Genomic DNA, 15,131 nt, shown 5'->3' with positions numbered 1-15,131 from the left:
CGGATCACCTCACCCACCCCCGTATACTTTCCCCCAGTAGCCAGGCGAATAGCGGCGTACACAACCACAGTCCCACTGCCAAGCCCACGCCATAAAGAGCAGTGGCGCCAAAGATCCACCTCAACAGGCGCGCGGTGCGCTGCGGCTGCTCCTGTCCTTCGCGGAACAAGCGGGGCAATGCCGATAGCATCAAGGCAATCACCGGTAGTGTGATCGCACCCACCACCCTCGCCCCCGCCGCGTACAAACCCGCTACAGGCAAGGGCAGTAACCTGATAGCCAGCGTCTTGTCCAACTCCGCCGGGCCAATCGCCGAGATATTGAGCGCGGCATAACTGGCCGCCTCACGCAGTTCCTGCCTGCTTGGTCGGCACCACACACGCGGATGTGGCCAACGCTGCGGGAGACACCCCAGCACCGCCATTAAGCCAATCGCCGTCGCCATACAGTAGCCATAGGCATAAATCGTCAGCGGATCTGCCGGCGCCAACCAAGCCACCAAGGTGGCAGCCAACAGACGCAACACCAACGGTAGCGTCTGCAACAACTGGGAGCGCGCCGTATGCTCGGCCGCCAGCATTTCCACCACCGCCAGGACCGACAGCGGCATCAATAACACCTCTGCAACCCCAAGCGCCAACAGCACACCCCAACTCACACCACTGGCATGTAGTAGCTGAGTACAAATCAGCATAAAAGCGATCAGCAGCGCACCACCGCACAGCATGGTGGTAGGCAAGGCATAAGGTAGTATTTGTGCCCGATTGGCCGGATCCTTGGACATAGCACCCAACAACACCAGATGCGTGCCAAAGGTAGATAGCGTGCCCAGCATCACCCCCAACGCAGCAACACCGACAAAGCCGCCAAATTGCTCGGGGCCAAGCATTCGCGCCACCAACAACAAGGTGCCGGCCTGTACGACCAGGCGCAGTCCCAGTACCGCACTGGTGCGTAGAGTGGCTGAAGCAATGGGACCTTTGAACATGGTCATTTATCTTTTACGACGTAGCAACCCGCGATAGGCGCACCCTGAAACTCTACTTTCTGTTGCTCGCGCAGGGTTTCAAGCAAGGTCTTGCAGTTCAGGCCAACGACCTCACCGTCATCATCCGGACCAAGCAGCAGGCGCCCCCCTTCGCCATTGGCAAAGGAGCAGATGATTCTCAGGTAATCATCTTCCCAGAGTTGCTTGCACTTCAGGGCCTGGCTTTCAATCGGCATGGGCCTCTCAGTCCTTGTCCCTATACATCAGTGCCGTGATCTGCTCAGAGATAAGCCCCATCAAGAAGACCATTACCGATCCACTATAAAGCAACGCACTCATATTGGTGAAGCGACCAAAATTGTATAGCGTATAGCCATACCAAACCGAGGCCAGCATAAACATGAGCAGAGCGACCGGCGCAAAGACCTTCAACGGTGAGAATAATGTGCCGATCTTGAAAATGATCAACAAGAAGCGCGACCCATCACGCAGAAGACGTATGTGACTTTTGCCGACACGTTTAGCTGCGTGAATTGGGGTATATGCAACAGAGTAACCTGCTCTGAAAAATGCCATTGTACTGGTAGTAGGGTAGGAGAACCCATTGGGCAATAAATAAAGAAACTCGCGAAATTTATCCGCGCGCACGGCACGAAAACCAGAGGTCAGATCCTCCACTTTATGCCCAGTCATCCAGCTTGCCAGACGATTGTAAAACTTATTGGCCAAGCCACGTACCAGGCTAGCTTGCGATCCTTCCTGACGGGCTCCTACAGCCATATCATGCCCCTGCTCTATCAGAGCCAGCATGACGGAAATGTCCGCTGGATCATGCTGACCGTCGGCATCCATAAATATAATTACATCACCACGAGCAGCACGCGCACCGGTTTTAATCGCAGCGCCATTCCCTTTGGAATAAGGATGATTGATCACCTGAGCGCCAGCCTCCCTTGCAATTTCAGCAGTACCATCGCTCGACCCATCATTAACGACAAGGAGCTCTGCCTGAGGCAGCAAATCACGCAAACGCATTAAGGTGCGTCCTATTGCTCCAGATTCATTCTTTGCAGGCAAAACAATCGTTAACAACATCTGTACCCCTTAGAGCTGCCAGATAAATCCAACTACGCCACTAATTAAAACTTATTAACCGATACATCGTCACGAAGCACCTGTTTCAATCGTGCCATTTCAACCTCACGGCTTGCAGACACCGAACCAATGCCATTCCTTGAACTCGACATGTAGATACTTTCCATTTGCCCCAGCAACTGCAATGCTTCGGCTGGATATCCTGCGCTTCCTACATGTGCAACTATTGAAAATGCAACATCCGCATCGGTATGCAATTTAATCGCCTCCGAGAGGGCCGGCATAGCGCGCCCTAGATCCCGCTCAGCCAGTAGCAACAACCCCTCGAAATAAGGCGAAAAACGAGCATATACTGAAGCCTGCTGAAAACGAGGATAATCATTCAGCTTTTCCAACAAGCCTAACATTGCTTGCCTGTAGTCAGAGCGGCCATCGCGCTGAATCAAAAACTCGGTAATTGCTCGCATTCCGGCGACAGTCTGAGCATCAAAACGCTGCCTGGCTAGCTGCTGGGCCACATGCTCGAAATCTGCGCTCGAAGCAACATTGAATCTAAGGCGCTGCAGTAGCCACTGCATACTAAGCAACGAGCTTTCCGGCAGACGCTGGCTAGCTTGCTCAAGAAACCAAAATCCCTCTTCAACCTTCCCCTGCTCGAAAAGTTGAATGGCTAGGTAATTTTGCGCCCGTGCCGACTCGCTGGTCGTAGCTGCCCAATAACTCTGAAGTCGGTTTGTATCGCCCCACAAGGTAGCGCGCTGCCAAGCAAATGCCGCAAGCAAAGAAAGCAGAGCCCCACACAACAAGAACATGGCAAAGCCACTCAAATACTTTTTTAAACTCAGTAAACCAACGACCAATGGCATAAACATAAAAGCAGCCGCCACATAATTTCGGTGCTCGAAGTATAATTCGAGACCAATCACGCTGGACTCAATCAAGTGCGCCGCTAGGAAGAACAATACAGCCAGGCTGAAAGCAGGATATCTAGTACGCACCAGAACAGCTACAGCCAGTAGCACTGCCAGAGAAAATATTGATATCCATGTCGTCGCAGGCGACAGCAGATCCCTTGAGATGGGATAACCATCCTGAAATAGTCCGTAGCCCTCTATTCGAGGCACCCATAGCTGGAACAGATAATCCCAGAGGATACGTGCTTCCGTCATCAAACGCTCTGGCTGATTGAACGGGCGCTCAGGCCATAGCGTCGGTGAAAAATCAATCCGCGTAAGTAGATAGAAGAATACGGCCAGCGCAGGTAACCAAATAAAAACCAGCGACCAGCGACGATCAGGTACCGACCGTTCAAGAGGGGATAATGTACAAAATTCAACAATACAAACCAGCAATGGAAGCAAGGCGCCATTTTCCTTACTCAAGGTAGCTAGCAGAGTGCCAAGCAACAATGAAAACGACATCCATAGATAGGCAGCTCGAGGGCGCCGCTGCAAGAGCAACCGCCCATACAGATACCCAGCCAGGCCAGCGAACATAAACAGGGCTGCCAACTGGGCCATACGCTGAACCACATATAAAGTGGTCGAGACCATCATGGGATGCAGAAGCCATATTCCCATATTCAACAACGCGATCCAGACTGCCTGATGCTCCGACACTCCCCATAAGCGCATCAGCAGTAAAGTAGACCAAGCTAAAGTCAATCCGCACAACAGGTGTATATAGAGATTGGTTTCTTTAAAATAAATTGCCTGGCTGGGCCATGCGTTGTCATCAATAAAAAAACTTGCCAGCGCGACAGGTCTACCAGTTGGGCCGGAAAAGCCGCCAGATACAAAATTTAGAAATGCATCCCAACCTCCACCAGCACCCGATTGCGCAAGTGGAGCCAAATTAGGGAAGTCGTCGAAAATAAAATCCCCAGATAGACCAGGGACGTACACCATATAAGAAATAATCAGAAGACCAAATAAAAAGAGGCATTGCCAGCGCTCTTGAGTTTTGCCTAAAACACTGAAAACCATTGAGCACATCCCCCCCCAAAAAAAACCCCGGCCTAAAGAGGCCGGGGCGACAGCCACCTTATTAAGTGCGGCAGTTAGAAGGCAGATACTTGGCTTCTACGGCAGTAGTGGTGCCAGGCTTACACTTCCAATCGATTGCGCCACCGGTCGCAGAAATCGGAGAAAGAACAAGCGTGGAGTTAGCCGCCACGCCTGCTGCGGCCTTATACTGAATAGTAATTACACCGCTACCGATGGTGATATTATTTACATATTTAGTATTGGGGCTGGTGTAACCAGCGGCAGCACTGGTTGCCGGCCATGCATTCATCGAAAGACGATGCTCAGAAACAGCAGTACGCGCAGCCGAGGCCAGCGTTAACCCTTCAGAAACTTTGGTCCGAGTGGTGTAATCCTGATAAGCAGGCAGTGCGATGGCGGCGAGGATCCCAATGATCGCAACCACGATCATCAGCTCGATGAGAGTAAAACCTTTTTGAGCTTTCATTACGTTCTCCAATATTGAAATCAGGCAGACAAGCCTGCAAAAAAAAGGCATAAACTGTGCCAACCCTGGACTGCACCCTTCCAAAGCCTATTTCGCATCCTAGGCTCGTCCAGCCGATCAATATGCCACCTGCCGAGTGGCCTGCATGAGCATCAAGTGACACTTTTTGTCGGCATCGATTTTGAAGTTTGGCAGCTTTTGGCATCTGCGCTATAACGCACCCACTAAATAAGTGAGGTTCCCATGAGCGAGAGCATCCCCCTTTCCGGCCTGGCCAAGCAGGTAGTGCTAGCTGAGCTGCTGGACGAGAAGGCCGCTCAACAGGCCCAAGTACAAGCTAAGCGAAACAAACTGTCTCTGGTTCATTACCTGGCTCAGAACAAGCTGGTGAAAAGTCGCGCACTGGCAGAGCTGACTGCGGATCAATTTGGCATCGCTTATTTCGACCTCAGCGCGCTAGACAAGGAAAGTCAGCCCAAGGATCTGGTCAGTGAAAAGCTGGTGCGCCAGCATCGCGCGCTGCCCTTATGGCGCCGTGGCAACAAGCTGTTCGTAGGCATCTCGGATCCCTCCAATCACCAAGTCGTTACCGATATCCAGTTCAGCACAGGACTCTCTACAGAAGCGTTGCTGGTTGAGGACGACAAGCTGGGCGACGCCATCGATAAGTTTTTCGATACCGGCCATACGGGGCTGGAAGACATGGCCGACGTTGATCTCGATGGCCTGGAAACCGAGTCGGTCGATGACGACAAAAAGAGCGACGGTGGTGGCCAGGACGCCGATGATGCCCCGGTGGTTCGTTTCGTCAACAAGATGCTGCTCGATGCCATCAAAGGTGGCTCCTCGGATCTGCACTTCGAGCCCTATGAGCGCGCTTACCGCGTGCGTTTTCGTACTGACGGCATCCTGCACGAGACGGCGCGCCCGCCTATCCAGCTGGCACCGCGCATTTCCGCGCGCCTGAAGGTCATGGCCGGCCTTGATATCTCCGAGCGGCGCAAGCCGCAGGACGGCCGTATCAAGATGAAGATTTCCAAGAGCAAATCCATCGACTTCCGCGTCAACACCTTGCCGACGCTGTGGGGCGAGAAGATCGTGATGCGGATTCTCGATTCTGCCAGCGCACAGATGGGTATCGACGCCCTGGGTTACGAGGAAGACCAGAAGGAACTGTACCTCAACGCCCTCAAGCAGCCGCAAGGCATGATCCTGGTGACCGGCCCGACCGGCTCGGGCAAGACGGTATCTCTGTATACCGGCCTCAATATTCTCAATACCCCAGATGTGAATATTTCCACGGCTGAAGACCCTGTGGAAATCAACCTGGAAGGCATCAACCAAGTCAACGTCAACCCCAAACAGGGGATGGACTTTACCCAGGCACTGCGCGCCTTCCTGCGTCAGGATCCGGATATCATCATGGTCGGTGAGATTCGTGACCTGGACACCGCCTCCATCGCCATCAAGGCCGCGCAGACCGGCCATATGGTGATGTCGACCCTGCACACCAATAGCGCTGCGGAGACGCTAACTCGCCTACGTAATATGGGTGTGCCCTCGTTCAACATTGCCACCTCGGTCAACCTGATCATTGCCCAGCGCCTGGCGCGCAAGCTGTGTTCGTCCTGCAAAAAGGAAGTCGATATCCCGCGCGAAGCATTGCTGGAGGAAGGCTTCCCGGAAGACAAGATAGGTAGCTTCAAGATCTACGGCCCGGTTGGCTGCGAAAACTGCAAGGGCGGCTATAAAGGTCGTGTCGGTATTTATGAAGTGGTTAAAAACACGCCGAGCCTGCAGCGGATTATCATGGAGGAAGGCAACTCCATCGATATTGCCGCGCAAATGCGCAAAGACGGCTTTAACGACCTGCGCACCTCGGCCCTTGTAAAGGCCATGCAAGGCGTGACCAGCCTTGAGGAAGTCAACCGCGTGACCAAGGATTAACCATGGCAGCAGCAGCAAAAGCGCCCAAGACCAGCACGTTCGTCTGGGAAGGCAAGGATCGCAAGGGCAGCATCGTCAAGGGCGAGCTCAGCGGCCAGAACCCGGCTCTGGTCAAGGCGCAGTTGCGCAAACAAGGCATTAATCCAACAAAGGTTCGCAAGAAAGGCATGAGCCTGGGCGGTGCCGGCAAGAAGATCAAGCCGCTGGATATCGCCCTGTTTGCTCGGCAGATGGCAACCATGATGAAAGCAGGCGTGCCCTTGCTGCAGTCGTTCGACATCATTGCCGATGGTGTTGAAAAGCCAAGTATGCGCAAGCTGGTAGACGAGCTCAAACAGCATGTAGCTGCAGGTAACAGCTTTGCTGCCGCGCTACGCACCAAGCCTCAGTATTTCGACGACCTGTTCTGCAACCTAGTTGATGCAGGTGAGCAATCCGGCGCACTGGAGAGCCTCCTTGACCGAGTGGCTACATATAAAGAAAAAACCGAAGCACTCAAGGCCAAGATCAAGAAGGCAATGAACTATCCGATTGCGGTCATTGCAGTCGCAATCATTGTCTCGTGCATCCTGCTTATCAAAGTAGTGCCGCAGTTCAAAGAAGTCTTTTCCAGCTTTGGCGCCGAGCTACCAGCCTTTACGCTTTTTGTTATCGGCATATCCGAGGGACTGCAGGAGTGGTGGTTCATTTTCCTGATTGCCCTGATCGGAGCAGGCTACGCATTCATGCAGGCCAAACAACGCTCGGAGAAATTCCGTGATGCCCTTGATCGCACCATTCTCAAGGCGCCTATCGTGGGCAATATCGTTTACAAGGCTGCAGTAGCGCGTTACGCACGCACCCTATCGACAACCTTCGCCGCAGGCGTACCCCTTGTCGAAGCACTGGACTCCGTTGCCGGCGCGACCGGCAACGTGGTTTTCCGCAACGCCGTAGCCAAGGTCAAGCAGGATGTCACCAGCGGCATGCAGCTGAACTTCTCCATGCGCTCCACCAATGCCTTCCCAGCCATGGCCGTACAAATGACCGCTATCGGCGAAGAGTCCGGCGCCCTGGACACCATGCTCGACAAGGTTGCCAGCTATTACGAGGCAGAAGTGGACAATGCTGTTGACGGCCTCACTTCGCTGATGGAACCGCTGATCATGTCGGTACTTGGCGTACTCGTCGGCGGACTGATCATCGCGATGTACCTTCCGATCTTCCAGCTCGGCTCCGTTGTCTAGTCCATGACCATATACGACTTCCTGGCCGACAATACGCCGGCCTTCGTTTTCTGCACACTTATCGTCGGCCTGCTGGTCGGCAGCTTTCTCAATGTGGTCATCCATCGCCTGCCGAAGATGATGCTGCGCGACTGGCGCATCCAGGCGCGGGAAGTACTGGAATTACCCGCTGAGCCTACCGGGGAAACCTACAATCTGGTGCTCCCCCATTCCAGCTGTCCCCATTGCCAGCATGAAATCCGCCCTTGGGAAAATATCCCGGTCATCAGCTATCTGTTTCTGCGCGGCAAATGCGCCGGCTGCAAGGCGACGATCAGCCTGCGCTATCCGCTGGTCGAGTTGAGCTGCGGCCTGCTCTCGGCCTATATCGCCTGGCATTTCGGCTTTGGCTGGCAAGCGGCAGGCATGCTGGTGCTGGCCTGGGGCTTGTTGGCGATGAGCCTGATCGATGCCGATCACCAGTTGCTGCCGGACACTCTGGTACTGCCGCTGTTGTGGCTGGGCTTGATTGCCAATAACTTCGGGCTCTTTACCAGCCTGGAAGATGCCCTATGGGGCGCTGTGGCAGGCTACCTGAGCCTGTGGTCGGTCTTCTGGCTGTTCAAGCTGGTAACCGGCAAGGAAGGCATGGGCTATGGCGACTTCAAGCTGCTCGCCATGCTCGGCGCCTGGGGCGGGTGGCAGATTCTGCCGCTGACCATTCTGCTGTCTTCGGTGGTCGGTGCCGTGCTCGGGGTGATCATGCTGCGCCTGCGTGATGCGAGCACCAGCACGCCGATTCCGTTTGGCCCGTACCTGGCCATTGCAGGCTTTATCGCGCTGCTCTGGGGCAAGCAGATTACCGAAGGTTATCTGCGGTTCGCGGGTTTCAACTGACACGCCCAGTGGCCCTGACGCTTTAATCCTGTCTACGGTCGCCCTGATTCGCCACATACGCCCGACTCCCTTACAATCCGCCCCTGATTTTCTGAGGGGCAGTTGACCATGAAACCCTGGACGCTCGGGCTTACCGGCGGTATCGGCAGCGGCAAAAGTGCCGTGGCTGCGCAATTCGCCGCGCTGGGCGTCGACGTGGTCGACTCGGACCAGGCCGCTCGCTGGGTTGTCGAGCCGGGTCGGCCGGCACTGGCAGCGATAGCCGAGCACTTTGGCGACCAAGTGCTGCAGGCCAATGGCCAGCTGAACCGGGCCGCACTGCGTGAGCTGATCTTCGAATCACCCGCCGAGCGGGGCTGGCTGGAGCGTCTGCTGCATCCACTGATTGCCAAAGAGGTGGCGCAATTTCTGGCCAACGCCAAATCGCCCTACGCCATCACGGTCTCGCCACTGCTGATCGAGTCCGGCCAGTACAAGCTGGCCCAGCGCATCCTGGTGGTCGATGTACCCGAGCAATTGCAGATCGAACGCACCATGCAACGTGATCGGTTGTCTGCCGGGCAGGTGCACGCGATCATGGCCGCCCAGGCCACCCGCGAGGCCCGCCTGAACCATGCCGATGACGTACTGATAAACGACCGTGACCTGGCCTGGGTCAAACAGGAGGTCGAACGCCTGCATGCCTTTTACCTGACCTTGAACGGAGGCCAACCATGACCACACCTACTCTCGTCGCCTGCCCGACCTGCGCAGCGCCCGTGGAATGGGGCCCGCAGAGCCCGAGCCGGCCCTTCTGCTCCGAGCGCTGCAAGCTGATCGACCTGGGTGCCTGGGCCTCGGAAGAACATGCGATCCCGGGCAATCCGCTCGAGGACGATCTGTTCTCCGACGACCTGCCGCCCAGCCGGCACTGAGCCAACGCTCCTTGTCCAGCGTGACGGCGGAACCACGCCTTGAGGCCTGACACCTACCCGGCCAGCCCGTTCCAGGCACTTATCGCCGCTGTGCCGCAGCAGGGCCAAGTGCGCTGGATCGGCGTGCGACCTGAAAGGCTTGGCGACATGCTAATCCTCGATGCGGTCGAGGCTCGCCGTGAAGCGGGCCTGACCGGCGACCATGCTCGCCCCGGCCCGCGCAATGCACGCCAGGTCACGCTGATCCAGTGGGAGCACCTGGCCGTGATCAGTGCGCTGCTCGGCCGCGATGCTCAGCATGGGATAACGCCCGAAGATCTCAGGCGCAATATCGCCATCAGCGGCATCAATCTGTTCAGCCTCAAGGGCCGGCGCTTTCGTATCGGCCAGGCGATCCTGGAAACCACCGGCTGGTGCCAGCCCTGTGCCAAGCTCGAACAGCGCCTGGGCCTTGGCACGTTCCAGGCCGTTCGTGGCCATGGCGGGATTACCGCGCGGGTGATCCACAGCGGCATCATTCGCCTGGGCGACTCGCTCGAGGTCGAGCCGCTGGAGCAGCTGCAATAGCCACGCCCTCGCTCCCGGTGCGCGCCACGCTGTTAGAATGTGCGGACGCATCGCCGACCAATTGAACCCAGGCGCCCCGCCTTCTGTCGATGAGTTGGCGTAAGACAGGCTGCCTTGACGCAGCAACATCTGATTTATAACGCGCAGGCACTGCCTGCGCGGATTGGCATATGAGTCGCCCGGCGCTGGAGCTTGGCTCGCCCGGACTCGCCACCTTTTTCCTAGCCTTGTGAGACTCACCATGACCCATCGAATCGTTATTGTCGGCGGCGGCGCCGGCGGCCTGGAGTTGGCTACCCGCCTGGGCCAGAAACTCGGCAAGCGCGGCAAGGCGCACGTCACCCTCGCCGACGCCAACCTCACCCATATCTGGAAGCCGCTACTGCACGAAGTGGCCGCCGGCTCGCTTAACTCCACGGAGAACGAGCTGAACTACGTGGCCCAGGCCAAGTGGAACCACTTCGAATTCCAGCTCGGCCGCATGAGCGGGCTGGACCGCGAACGCAAGACCATTCAGCTGGCCGCCACCCTGGACGAAGACAACCGCGAGCTGGTGCCCGCCCGCGAACTGTCTTACGACACCCTGGTGATTGCAGTCGGCAGCACCACCAATGATTTCGGCACCGAAGGCGCGGCCAACCACTGCATTTTCCTCGATACCCGTGAGCAGGCCGAGCGCTTCCACCGCAAGTTGCTCAGCCACTACCTGCGCGCCCACGCGGGCACCGGTGACAACGATCAGGTCAGTGTCGCCATCGTCGGCGCTGGCGCCACCGGGGTCGAGCTGGCCGCCGAGCTGCACCATGCCGCACGGGAACTGGCGGCCTACGGGCTGGACCGCATTCGCCCGGAGAACATGCGCATCAGCCTCGTCGAAGCCGGGCCGCGCGTGCTGCCGGCCCTGCCGGAGCGCATCAGCGCCCCTGTCCACAAGACCCTGCAGAAGCTCGGCGTCAATGTGATGACCGGCGCTGCAGTGCAGGAAGTGACTAGCGAAGGCTTGGTGCTCGCCAATGGCGAAACCATCCTGGCCAGCATCAAGGTGTGGGCCGCCGGCATCCGTGCGCCAGCCTTTCTGAAAGACCTGGATGGCTTGGAAAGCAACCGCATCAACCAGTTGGTCGTCACCAGTACGCTGCAGACGACGCGCGACGAAAATATCTTCGCCTTTGGTGACTGCGCGGCCTGCCCGATGGGTGATGGCAGCGAGCGTAACGTTCCGCCGCGCGCCCAGGCAGCCCACCAGCAGGCTTCGCTGCTGGTCAAGTCGCTCGCCCTGCGCCTGCAGAACCAGCCGCTGCCGAGCTACACCTACAAGGATTACGGCTCGCTGATTTCGCTGTCGAGCTTCAGCGCTGTCGGCAATCTGATGGGCAACCTAATGGGCAGTGTAAAGCTGGAAGGCTGGCTGGCGCGGATGTTCTATATCTCGCTGTATCGCATGCACCAGATGGCGCTGTACGGCGCCTTCCGCACGCTGCTGTTGATGCTCAGCGATCGCATTGGGCGCAGTACCGACCCGCGCCTGAAGCTGCACTGATCCCAAGGGCAGCCTGTCGTAGGTTGGATCGGGGCGCGTAGCCGACGCTTTTATCCGTCCACCACTCTGCAAACGCATTGGTGGATGAAGAAAGCATCGGCTGCTCGAGCCGATTCTCTTACTTCCCTTTGCGATCGCAATGGTGGACAAAAAGAGCGTTGTCCACCCTACGGCTGGATCCGCGCCACGCCCGCCATTTCGCGCGCATGGCGCGCTCCCACGGAAAGCGCGCCCCTTTCATTGAACCCCCTGGGGTGGGTGAAGCCCACGGCGCCTGCCGCGCCATGCCCGGTGGAGCGGGCTACGCCGGCTAGGCCCAGAAAGCAAAAAACCCGCCTTTTGGCGGGTTCTTTACTCAAGCAGTGCTTGAAATGGTGGGTCGTGTAGGATTCGAACCTACGACCAATTGGTTAAAAGCCAACTGCTCTACCAACTGAGCTAACGACCCAAATATGGTCGGGGTGAGGGGATTCGAACTCCTGACATCCTGCTCCCAAAGCAGGCGCGCTACCGGACTGCGCTACACCCCGAGGAAAGATTGGCTCCGCGACCTGGACTCGAACCAGGGACCCAATGATTAACAGTCATTTGCTCTACCGACTGAGCTATCGCGGAACTATGCTCTTTCTTTTCTCTGTTTGCGTTGCCGCTGCAGAGGCGCGCCATTTTACGGTTTCGCAAACAGCTGTCAACCCCCTAAATTGCTTTTATGACAATGCTTTGCGAACGGGTAGCCATTTGATTTAACTTCGAGGCATACCTGCACAGCCTGGCGCACCGCTCCAGGCCTTAATCAGGATCACCGATGAGCACTCAGGGCACGCCGCCGTCATCCGCCAGCAGCTCCAGCACGCTGGCCAGCAGAGGCATCCAGCCGCGCTTCAGCGCGCTGGGGCAGAGCTGCCGCAAGCTGGTGCTCAACCACCTGGCCGATCACTTGACGCGCACCTTTGCCCAGGTCGACGACACCCTCTTTCAATGCGCCGAGCAGGCGGAGAACAACCAGGTCCAGGCCATGTTCTTCGACAGCATGCGCGAAGTGCGCCGATTGCGGCCGCAGATCGAACGCCGCTATCACCTGAGCGTCTCCCGAGGCATCGCCGATTTCCTCGACGGCAAGCTGGTTGCCAGTCAGGCGTTGGAGGCTCCGGCCGAAGACCTGGCGCTGGTCGATAACGAGGCGTACGAGGAAGCGCTGCAGGTCACCAACATGGCCCAGCAGGTGCAGACGCGCTGTGCGCAGGCCCTGTTTGCGCTGGACAAGCGCCTGGCCCTGCTCAATAACGGCCAGCCGGTGCCTGCCGAGGCCAACCCGTTTTCCCCGAAAAACATTGCCCACGCCCTGCTGACGGCGATGCAACCGAGCGAGCTACCACTGCGAATCAAGCTGGTGCTTTACGGCCTGTTCGACAAGCAATTGATGCAGGGGCTGGACGCACTCTATGAGGCCCTCAACGCCCGCCTGATCGAAGCGGGGGTGCTGCCCAATCTGAAGTTCTCCGCGGCACGCACTCAGGATACTTCATCACCTGCCGCCAGTAGCTCTTCGGCCAACAGCACAGAAACCCGCCACGCGTCTTCACCTGTCGACCTGGCCGCAAGCCCACCTGCCGATGCCGAACACCTGGCCGCCGGACTCGACAGATTGCTGGCCGAATACCGTAAACAGCAGCACGCCATCGGCCTGCTCAACGGCTCGCCGAGCATGGCCAGCTTCGCGCCGCCGGGCGCCAGGCGCACCTATGAGGCAGGCGAACTGCTCGAAGCCCTCGATCGGCTGCAACAAGCCTCCGCCGCCGAACTGACGCAGCACCCTGATCGTCCGCTGCGTGTGAACGATCTGAAGAGCGACCTGCACCGCCAGTTGGCCGGCCATAGCGACGCGCCCCAGCAGCACCGCGTGGGCAACCAGGAAACCGATGCCATCGATCTGGTGGGGATGATCTTCGACTTCATTCTCGATGACGAGAACCTGCCGCAACCCTATAAGGTCGCCCTCTCCCACCTGCATACGCCCTGCTTGAAAGTGGCGCTGCTCGATCGTGCCCTGTTCAGCCAGCCTCATCACCCGACGCGCCGGCTGATCGATGCCATGGCCCAGGCCGGCGTGCTGTACGGCGCCCAGGAGGATACCTACGGCTTACTGGCCAAGGTGCAGTGGGTGGTGCGCAAGGTGGTGCAGCATTTCAGTGGCGACCTGCGCCTGTTCGAGCTGCTGCTCGGCGAGTTCGAGGAGTTCACCCGCGGGATTAGGCAGCGGGTGGAGCTTCAGGAGCGCCGCGCCGTGGAAACGGCCAAGGGGCGCGACAAGCTGCTCGCCGCCCGTCAAGATGCCGCGCAGGCGATCGCCCAATCGCTGGCCAAGCGCTCGCCACCGCCGCTCATCCGGCAGTTCCTCGAGCGCACCTGGATCGACGTGCTGGTGTTCATCCAGTTGCGCCACGGTGCTGCCAGCCAGCAATGGCAGCGCGCCTGCGAAGCGGCCGAGCACCTGGCCTGGAGTGGAACCGCCCTTGATGCCGCGCAGCGCGATCGCCTGCAGGGCCTGCGCGTCGACATGCTCGGCGAACTGCGCAACGGCCTGATGTTGCTGGGTGGTTACCACCAGGACGATATACGCCGCCTGCTGCAGGACCTGGTTGCCTGCCAGCACGCTGTCCAGGCAGGCCAGCCTCAACTCGCCGCGAAGCTGAGCCTGCCGCCGAGCCCCAACCCGCTAGGCGCCATGCTGGACGATGAGTCGGCACTTCTCGCCACATCACGCAAAGGTCAGCGCCAGTCGACCGACAGGAGCCTGCTTCGCGAGCTGGAGAAACTCGAGTTCGGCACCTGGTTCGACTTCATCCTGGGCGGCAAACGACAAACCCTGAAGCTGTCCTGGTACAGCCCCACGACCCACAACTACCTGTTCGTCGACCGTAACGGCCAGCGCGCCGCGGTCAAGTCGGTGGATCAACTGGCCGAAGAGATGCAGCAGGGCACCGCACGGCACAGCAGCCCCGAGCGCTCGGCGCCGATGGTCGACCGTGCACTGCACGCCGTCTATCGTGTGCTTCAGCAACTGACCGGACGAACCACCTGAGGATCGCCCATGGATGATCGTCGCCAGCATCCGCGCTATCGGGCCGCCTCGCTGCTCGAAGTCTACGAGCAGCACAGCGAAACCTATCTGGGCCGGATCGCCGACCTGTCCAGTGAAGGCTTCATGCTGTGCAGCACGACGCCCCACGCGGCCGATACGCTGGTGGAGTGCCGGCTGGTGGGAGACGGCATGGACGAGGTGCGTTTCACCGCCGACTGTTTATGGAGCCGCGGGGGCGCCATTGGCCAGCAGTCCTGGGCGGGCTATCACATCATTGACATAGACGCGCTCAATACCCGGAAATTGCAAGGGATTCTCGAGTATTTGCAGGCCATAAACCAGGCCGACATCTGCAGCTCAGGCCTTGTCTTAGAGCGTTTCCCACCCAACCGATAGACAGTATCGATCAAGGCATCGGCAACAG

The 15,131-nt window shown here is 58.1% G+C and carries 14 protein-coding genes and 3 tRNA genes; 9 read left to right on the top strand and 8 right to left on the bottom strand.

The window, feature by feature from the left end:
* Positions 1–4: 4 nt before the first annotated feature.
* From SA190iCDA_RS05905 to SA190iCDA_RS05885, 5 genes are all read right to left on the bottom strand, one after another.
* Positions 5–988, bottom strand: a complete 984-nt coding sequence (locus SA190iCDA_RS05905) for a lipopolysaccharide biosynthesis protein (protein ID WP_236101044.1) — start codon at positions 986–988, stop codon at positions 5–7.
* Positions 989–990: 2 nt separating this feature from the next.
* Positions 991–1,224 carry a helix-turn-helix domain-containing protein gene (locus SA190iCDA_RS05900; RefSeq protein WP_070884459.1) on the bottom strand — a complete coding sequence of 78 codons (234 nt, stop codon included), beginning with the start codon at positions 1,222–1,224 and terminating at the stop codon, positions 991–993.
* A 7-nt stretch (positions 1,225–1,231) separates the two neighbouring features.
* Positions 1,232–2,083, bottom strand: coding sequence for a glycosyltransferase family 2 protein (locus SA190iCDA_RS05895; RefSeq protein ID WP_070884460.1), 852 nt, complete (start codon positions 2,081–2,083; stop codon positions 1,232–1,234).
* Positions 2,084–2,127: 44 nt separating this feature from the next.
* Positions 2,128–4,068 carry a tetratricopeptide repeat protein gene (locus SA190iCDA_RS05890; protein WP_205881589.1) on the bottom strand — a complete coding sequence of 647 codons (1,941 nt, stop codon included), beginning with the start codon at positions 4,066–4,068 and terminating at the stop codon, positions 2,128–2,130.
* A 61-nt stretch (positions 4,069–4,129) separates the two neighbouring features.
* Positions 4,130–4,555 carry a pilin gene (locus tag SA190iCDA_RS05885; protein WP_083329721.1) on the bottom strand — a complete coding sequence of 142 codons (426 nt, stop codon included), beginning with the start codon at positions 4,553–4,555 and terminating at the stop codon, positions 4,130–4,132.
* A 243-nt stretch (positions 4,556–4,798) separates the two neighbouring features.
* Here SA190iCDA_RS05885 and pilB point away from each other — a divergent pair, with 243 nt between their 5' ends.
* The 7 genes from pilB to SA190iCDA_RS05850 all read left to right on the top strand — a co-directional run bounded on the left by pilB (position 4,799) and on the right by SA190iCDA_RS05850 (position 11,625).
* A complete protein-coding gene (pilB, locus tag SA190iCDA_RS05880) occupies positions 4,799–6,502 on the top strand; it encodes a type IV-A pilus assembly ATPase PilB (RefSeq protein ID WP_070884461.1) in 1,704 nt (567 codons plus the stop codon).
* A gap of 2 nt (positions 6,503–6,504) precedes the next feature.
* Positions 6,505–7,728, top strand: coding sequence for a type II secretion system F family protein (locus SA190iCDA_RS05875; RefSeq protein WP_070884462.1), 1,224 nt, complete (start codon positions 6,505–6,507; stop codon positions 7,726–7,728).
* Between the two features lie 3 nt (positions 7,729–7,731).
* Complete coding sequence (locus SA190iCDA_RS05870; protein ID WP_139159445.1) at positions 7,732–8,604, top strand: prepilin peptidase; 873 nt, start codon at positions 7,732–7,734, stop codon at positions 8,602–8,604.
* Positions 8,605–8,712: 108 nt separating this feature from the next.
* The gene (coaE, locus tag SA190iCDA_RS05865) at positions 8,713–9,321 is read left to right on the top strand and encodes a dephospho-CoA kinase (RefSeq protein WP_070884681.1); all 609 of its coding nucleotides are present in this window, start codon (positions 8,713–8,715) and stop codon (positions 9,319–9,321) included.
* The gene (gene yacG / locus SA190iCDA_RS05860) at positions 9,318–9,518 is read left to right on the top strand and encodes a DNA gyrase inhibitor YacG (protein ID WP_070884463.1); all 201 of its coding nucleotides are present in this window, start codon (positions 9,318–9,320) and stop codon (positions 9,516–9,518) included. Before coaE ends, yacG begins: the two co-directional genes overlap by 4 nt.
* 39 nt (positions 9,519–9,557) lie before the next feature.
* On the top strand, positions 9,558–10,085 hold the full coding sequence (locus SA190iCDA_RS05855; protein ID WP_070884464.1) for an MOSC domain-containing protein: 528 nt from the start codon (positions 9,558–9,560) through the stop codon (positions 10,083–10,085).
* Between the two features lie 241 nt (positions 10,086–10,326).
* Entirely contained in the window at positions 10,327–11,625 is a 1,299-nt protein-coding gene (locus SA190iCDA_RS05850) for an NAD(P)/FAD-dependent oxidoreductase (protein ID WP_070884465.1), read from the top strand.
* A gap of 372 nt (positions 11,626–11,997) precedes the next feature.
* Here SA190iCDA_RS05850 and SA190iCDA_RS05845 read toward each other — a convergent pair.
* The 3 genes from SA190iCDA_RS05845 to SA190iCDA_RS05835 form a co-directional block, all read right to left on the bottom strand.
* Positions 11,998–12,073: transfer RNA gene (locus SA190iCDA_RS05845), tRNA-Lys, on the bottom strand.
* A gap of 5 nt (positions 12,074–12,078) precedes the next feature.
* Positions 12,079–12,155: transfer RNA gene (locus SA190iCDA_RS05840), tRNA-Pro, on the bottom strand.
* A gap of 9 nt (positions 12,156–12,164) precedes the next feature.
* Positions 12,165–12,240: transfer RNA gene (locus SA190iCDA_RS05835), tRNA-Asn, on the bottom strand.
* A gap of 190 nt (positions 12,241–12,430) precedes the next feature.
* Here SA190iCDA_RS05835 and SA190iCDA_RS05830 point away from each other — a divergent pair.
* Positions 12,431–14,707, top strand: coding sequence for a DUF1631 domain-containing protein (locus SA190iCDA_RS05830; RefSeq protein WP_070884466.1), 2,277 nt, complete (start codon positions 12,431–12,433; stop codon positions 14,705–14,707).
* A gap of 9 nt (positions 14,708–14,716) precedes the next feature.
* Positions 14,717–15,103, top strand: coding sequence for a PilZ domain-containing protein (locus SA190iCDA_RS05825; RefSeq protein ID WP_083329722.1), 387 nt, complete (start codon positions 14,717–14,719; stop codon positions 15,101–15,103).
* Positions 15,104–15,131 lie beyond the last annotated feature (28 nt).

The organism is Pseudomonas argentinensis (genome assembly GCF_001839655.2).
GTDB classification, from domain to species: Bacteria; Pseudomonadota; Gammaproteobacteria; order Pseudomonadales; family Pseudomonadaceae; genus Aquipseudomonas; species Aquipseudomonas argentinensis_B.
Note: the sequence above shows the minus strand (reverse complement) of the source record. Positions and strands in the feature narration are given on the sequence as shown.

What these genes read in the sequence shown, in the direction of transcription:
- SA190iCDA_RS05905 (WP_236101044.1), bottom strand. Translation starts at nt 988, where the DNA reads ATGTTCAAAGGTCCCATTGCTTCAGCCACTCTACGCACCAGTGCGGTA.
- SA190iCDA_RS05900 (WP_070884459.1), bottom strand. Translation starts at nt 1,224, where the DNA reads ATGCCGATTGAAAGCCAGGCCCTGAAGTGCAAGCAACTCTGGGAAGAT.
- SA190iCDA_RS05895 (WP_070884460.1), bottom strand. Translation starts at nt 2,083, where the DNA reads ATGTTGTTAACGATTGTTTTGCCTGCAAAGAATGAATCTGGAGCAATA.
- SA190iCDA_RS05890 (WP_205881589.1), bottom strand. Translation starts at nt 4,068, where the DNA reads ATGGTTTTCAGTGTTTTAGGCAAAACTCAAGAGCGCTGGCAATGCCTC.
- SA190iCDA_RS05885 (WP_083329721.1), bottom strand. Translation starts at nt 4,555, where the DNA reads ATGAAAGCTCAAAAAGGTTTTACTCTCATCGAGCTGATGATCGTGGTT.
- pilB (WP_070884461.1), top strand. Translation starts at nt 4,799, where the DNA reads ATGAGCGAGAGCATCCCCCTTTCCGGCCTGGCCAAGCAGGTAGTGCTA.
- SA190iCDA_RS05875 (WP_070884462.1), top strand. Translation starts at nt 6,505, where the DNA reads ATGGCAGCAGCAGCAAAAGCGCCCAAGACCAGCACGTTCGTCTGGGAA.
- SA190iCDA_RS05870 (WP_139159445.1), top strand. Translation starts at nt 7,732, where the DNA reads ATGACCATATACGACTTCCTGGCCGACAATACGCCGGCCTTCGTTTTC.
- coaE (WP_070884681.1), top strand. Translation starts at nt 8,713, where the DNA reads ATGAAACCCTGGACGCTCGGGCTTACCGGCGGTATCGGCAGCGGCAAA.
- yacG (WP_070884463.1), top strand. Translation starts at nt 9,318, where the DNA reads ATGACCACACCTACTCTCGTCGCCTGCCCGACCTGCGCAGCGCCCGTG.
- SA190iCDA_RS05850 (WP_070884465.1), top strand. Translation starts at nt 10,327, where the DNA reads ATGACCCATCGAATCGTTATTGTCGGCGGCGGCGCCGGCGGCCTGGAG.
- SA190iCDA_RS05830 (WP_070884466.1), top strand. Translation starts at nt 12,431, where the DNA reads ATGAGCACTCAGGGCACGCCGCCGTCATCCGCCAGCAGCTCCAGCACG.
- SA190iCDA_RS05825 (WP_083329722.1), top strand. Translation starts at nt 14,717, where the DNA reads ATGGATGATCGTCGCCAGCATCCGCGCTATCGGGCCGCCTCGCTGCTC.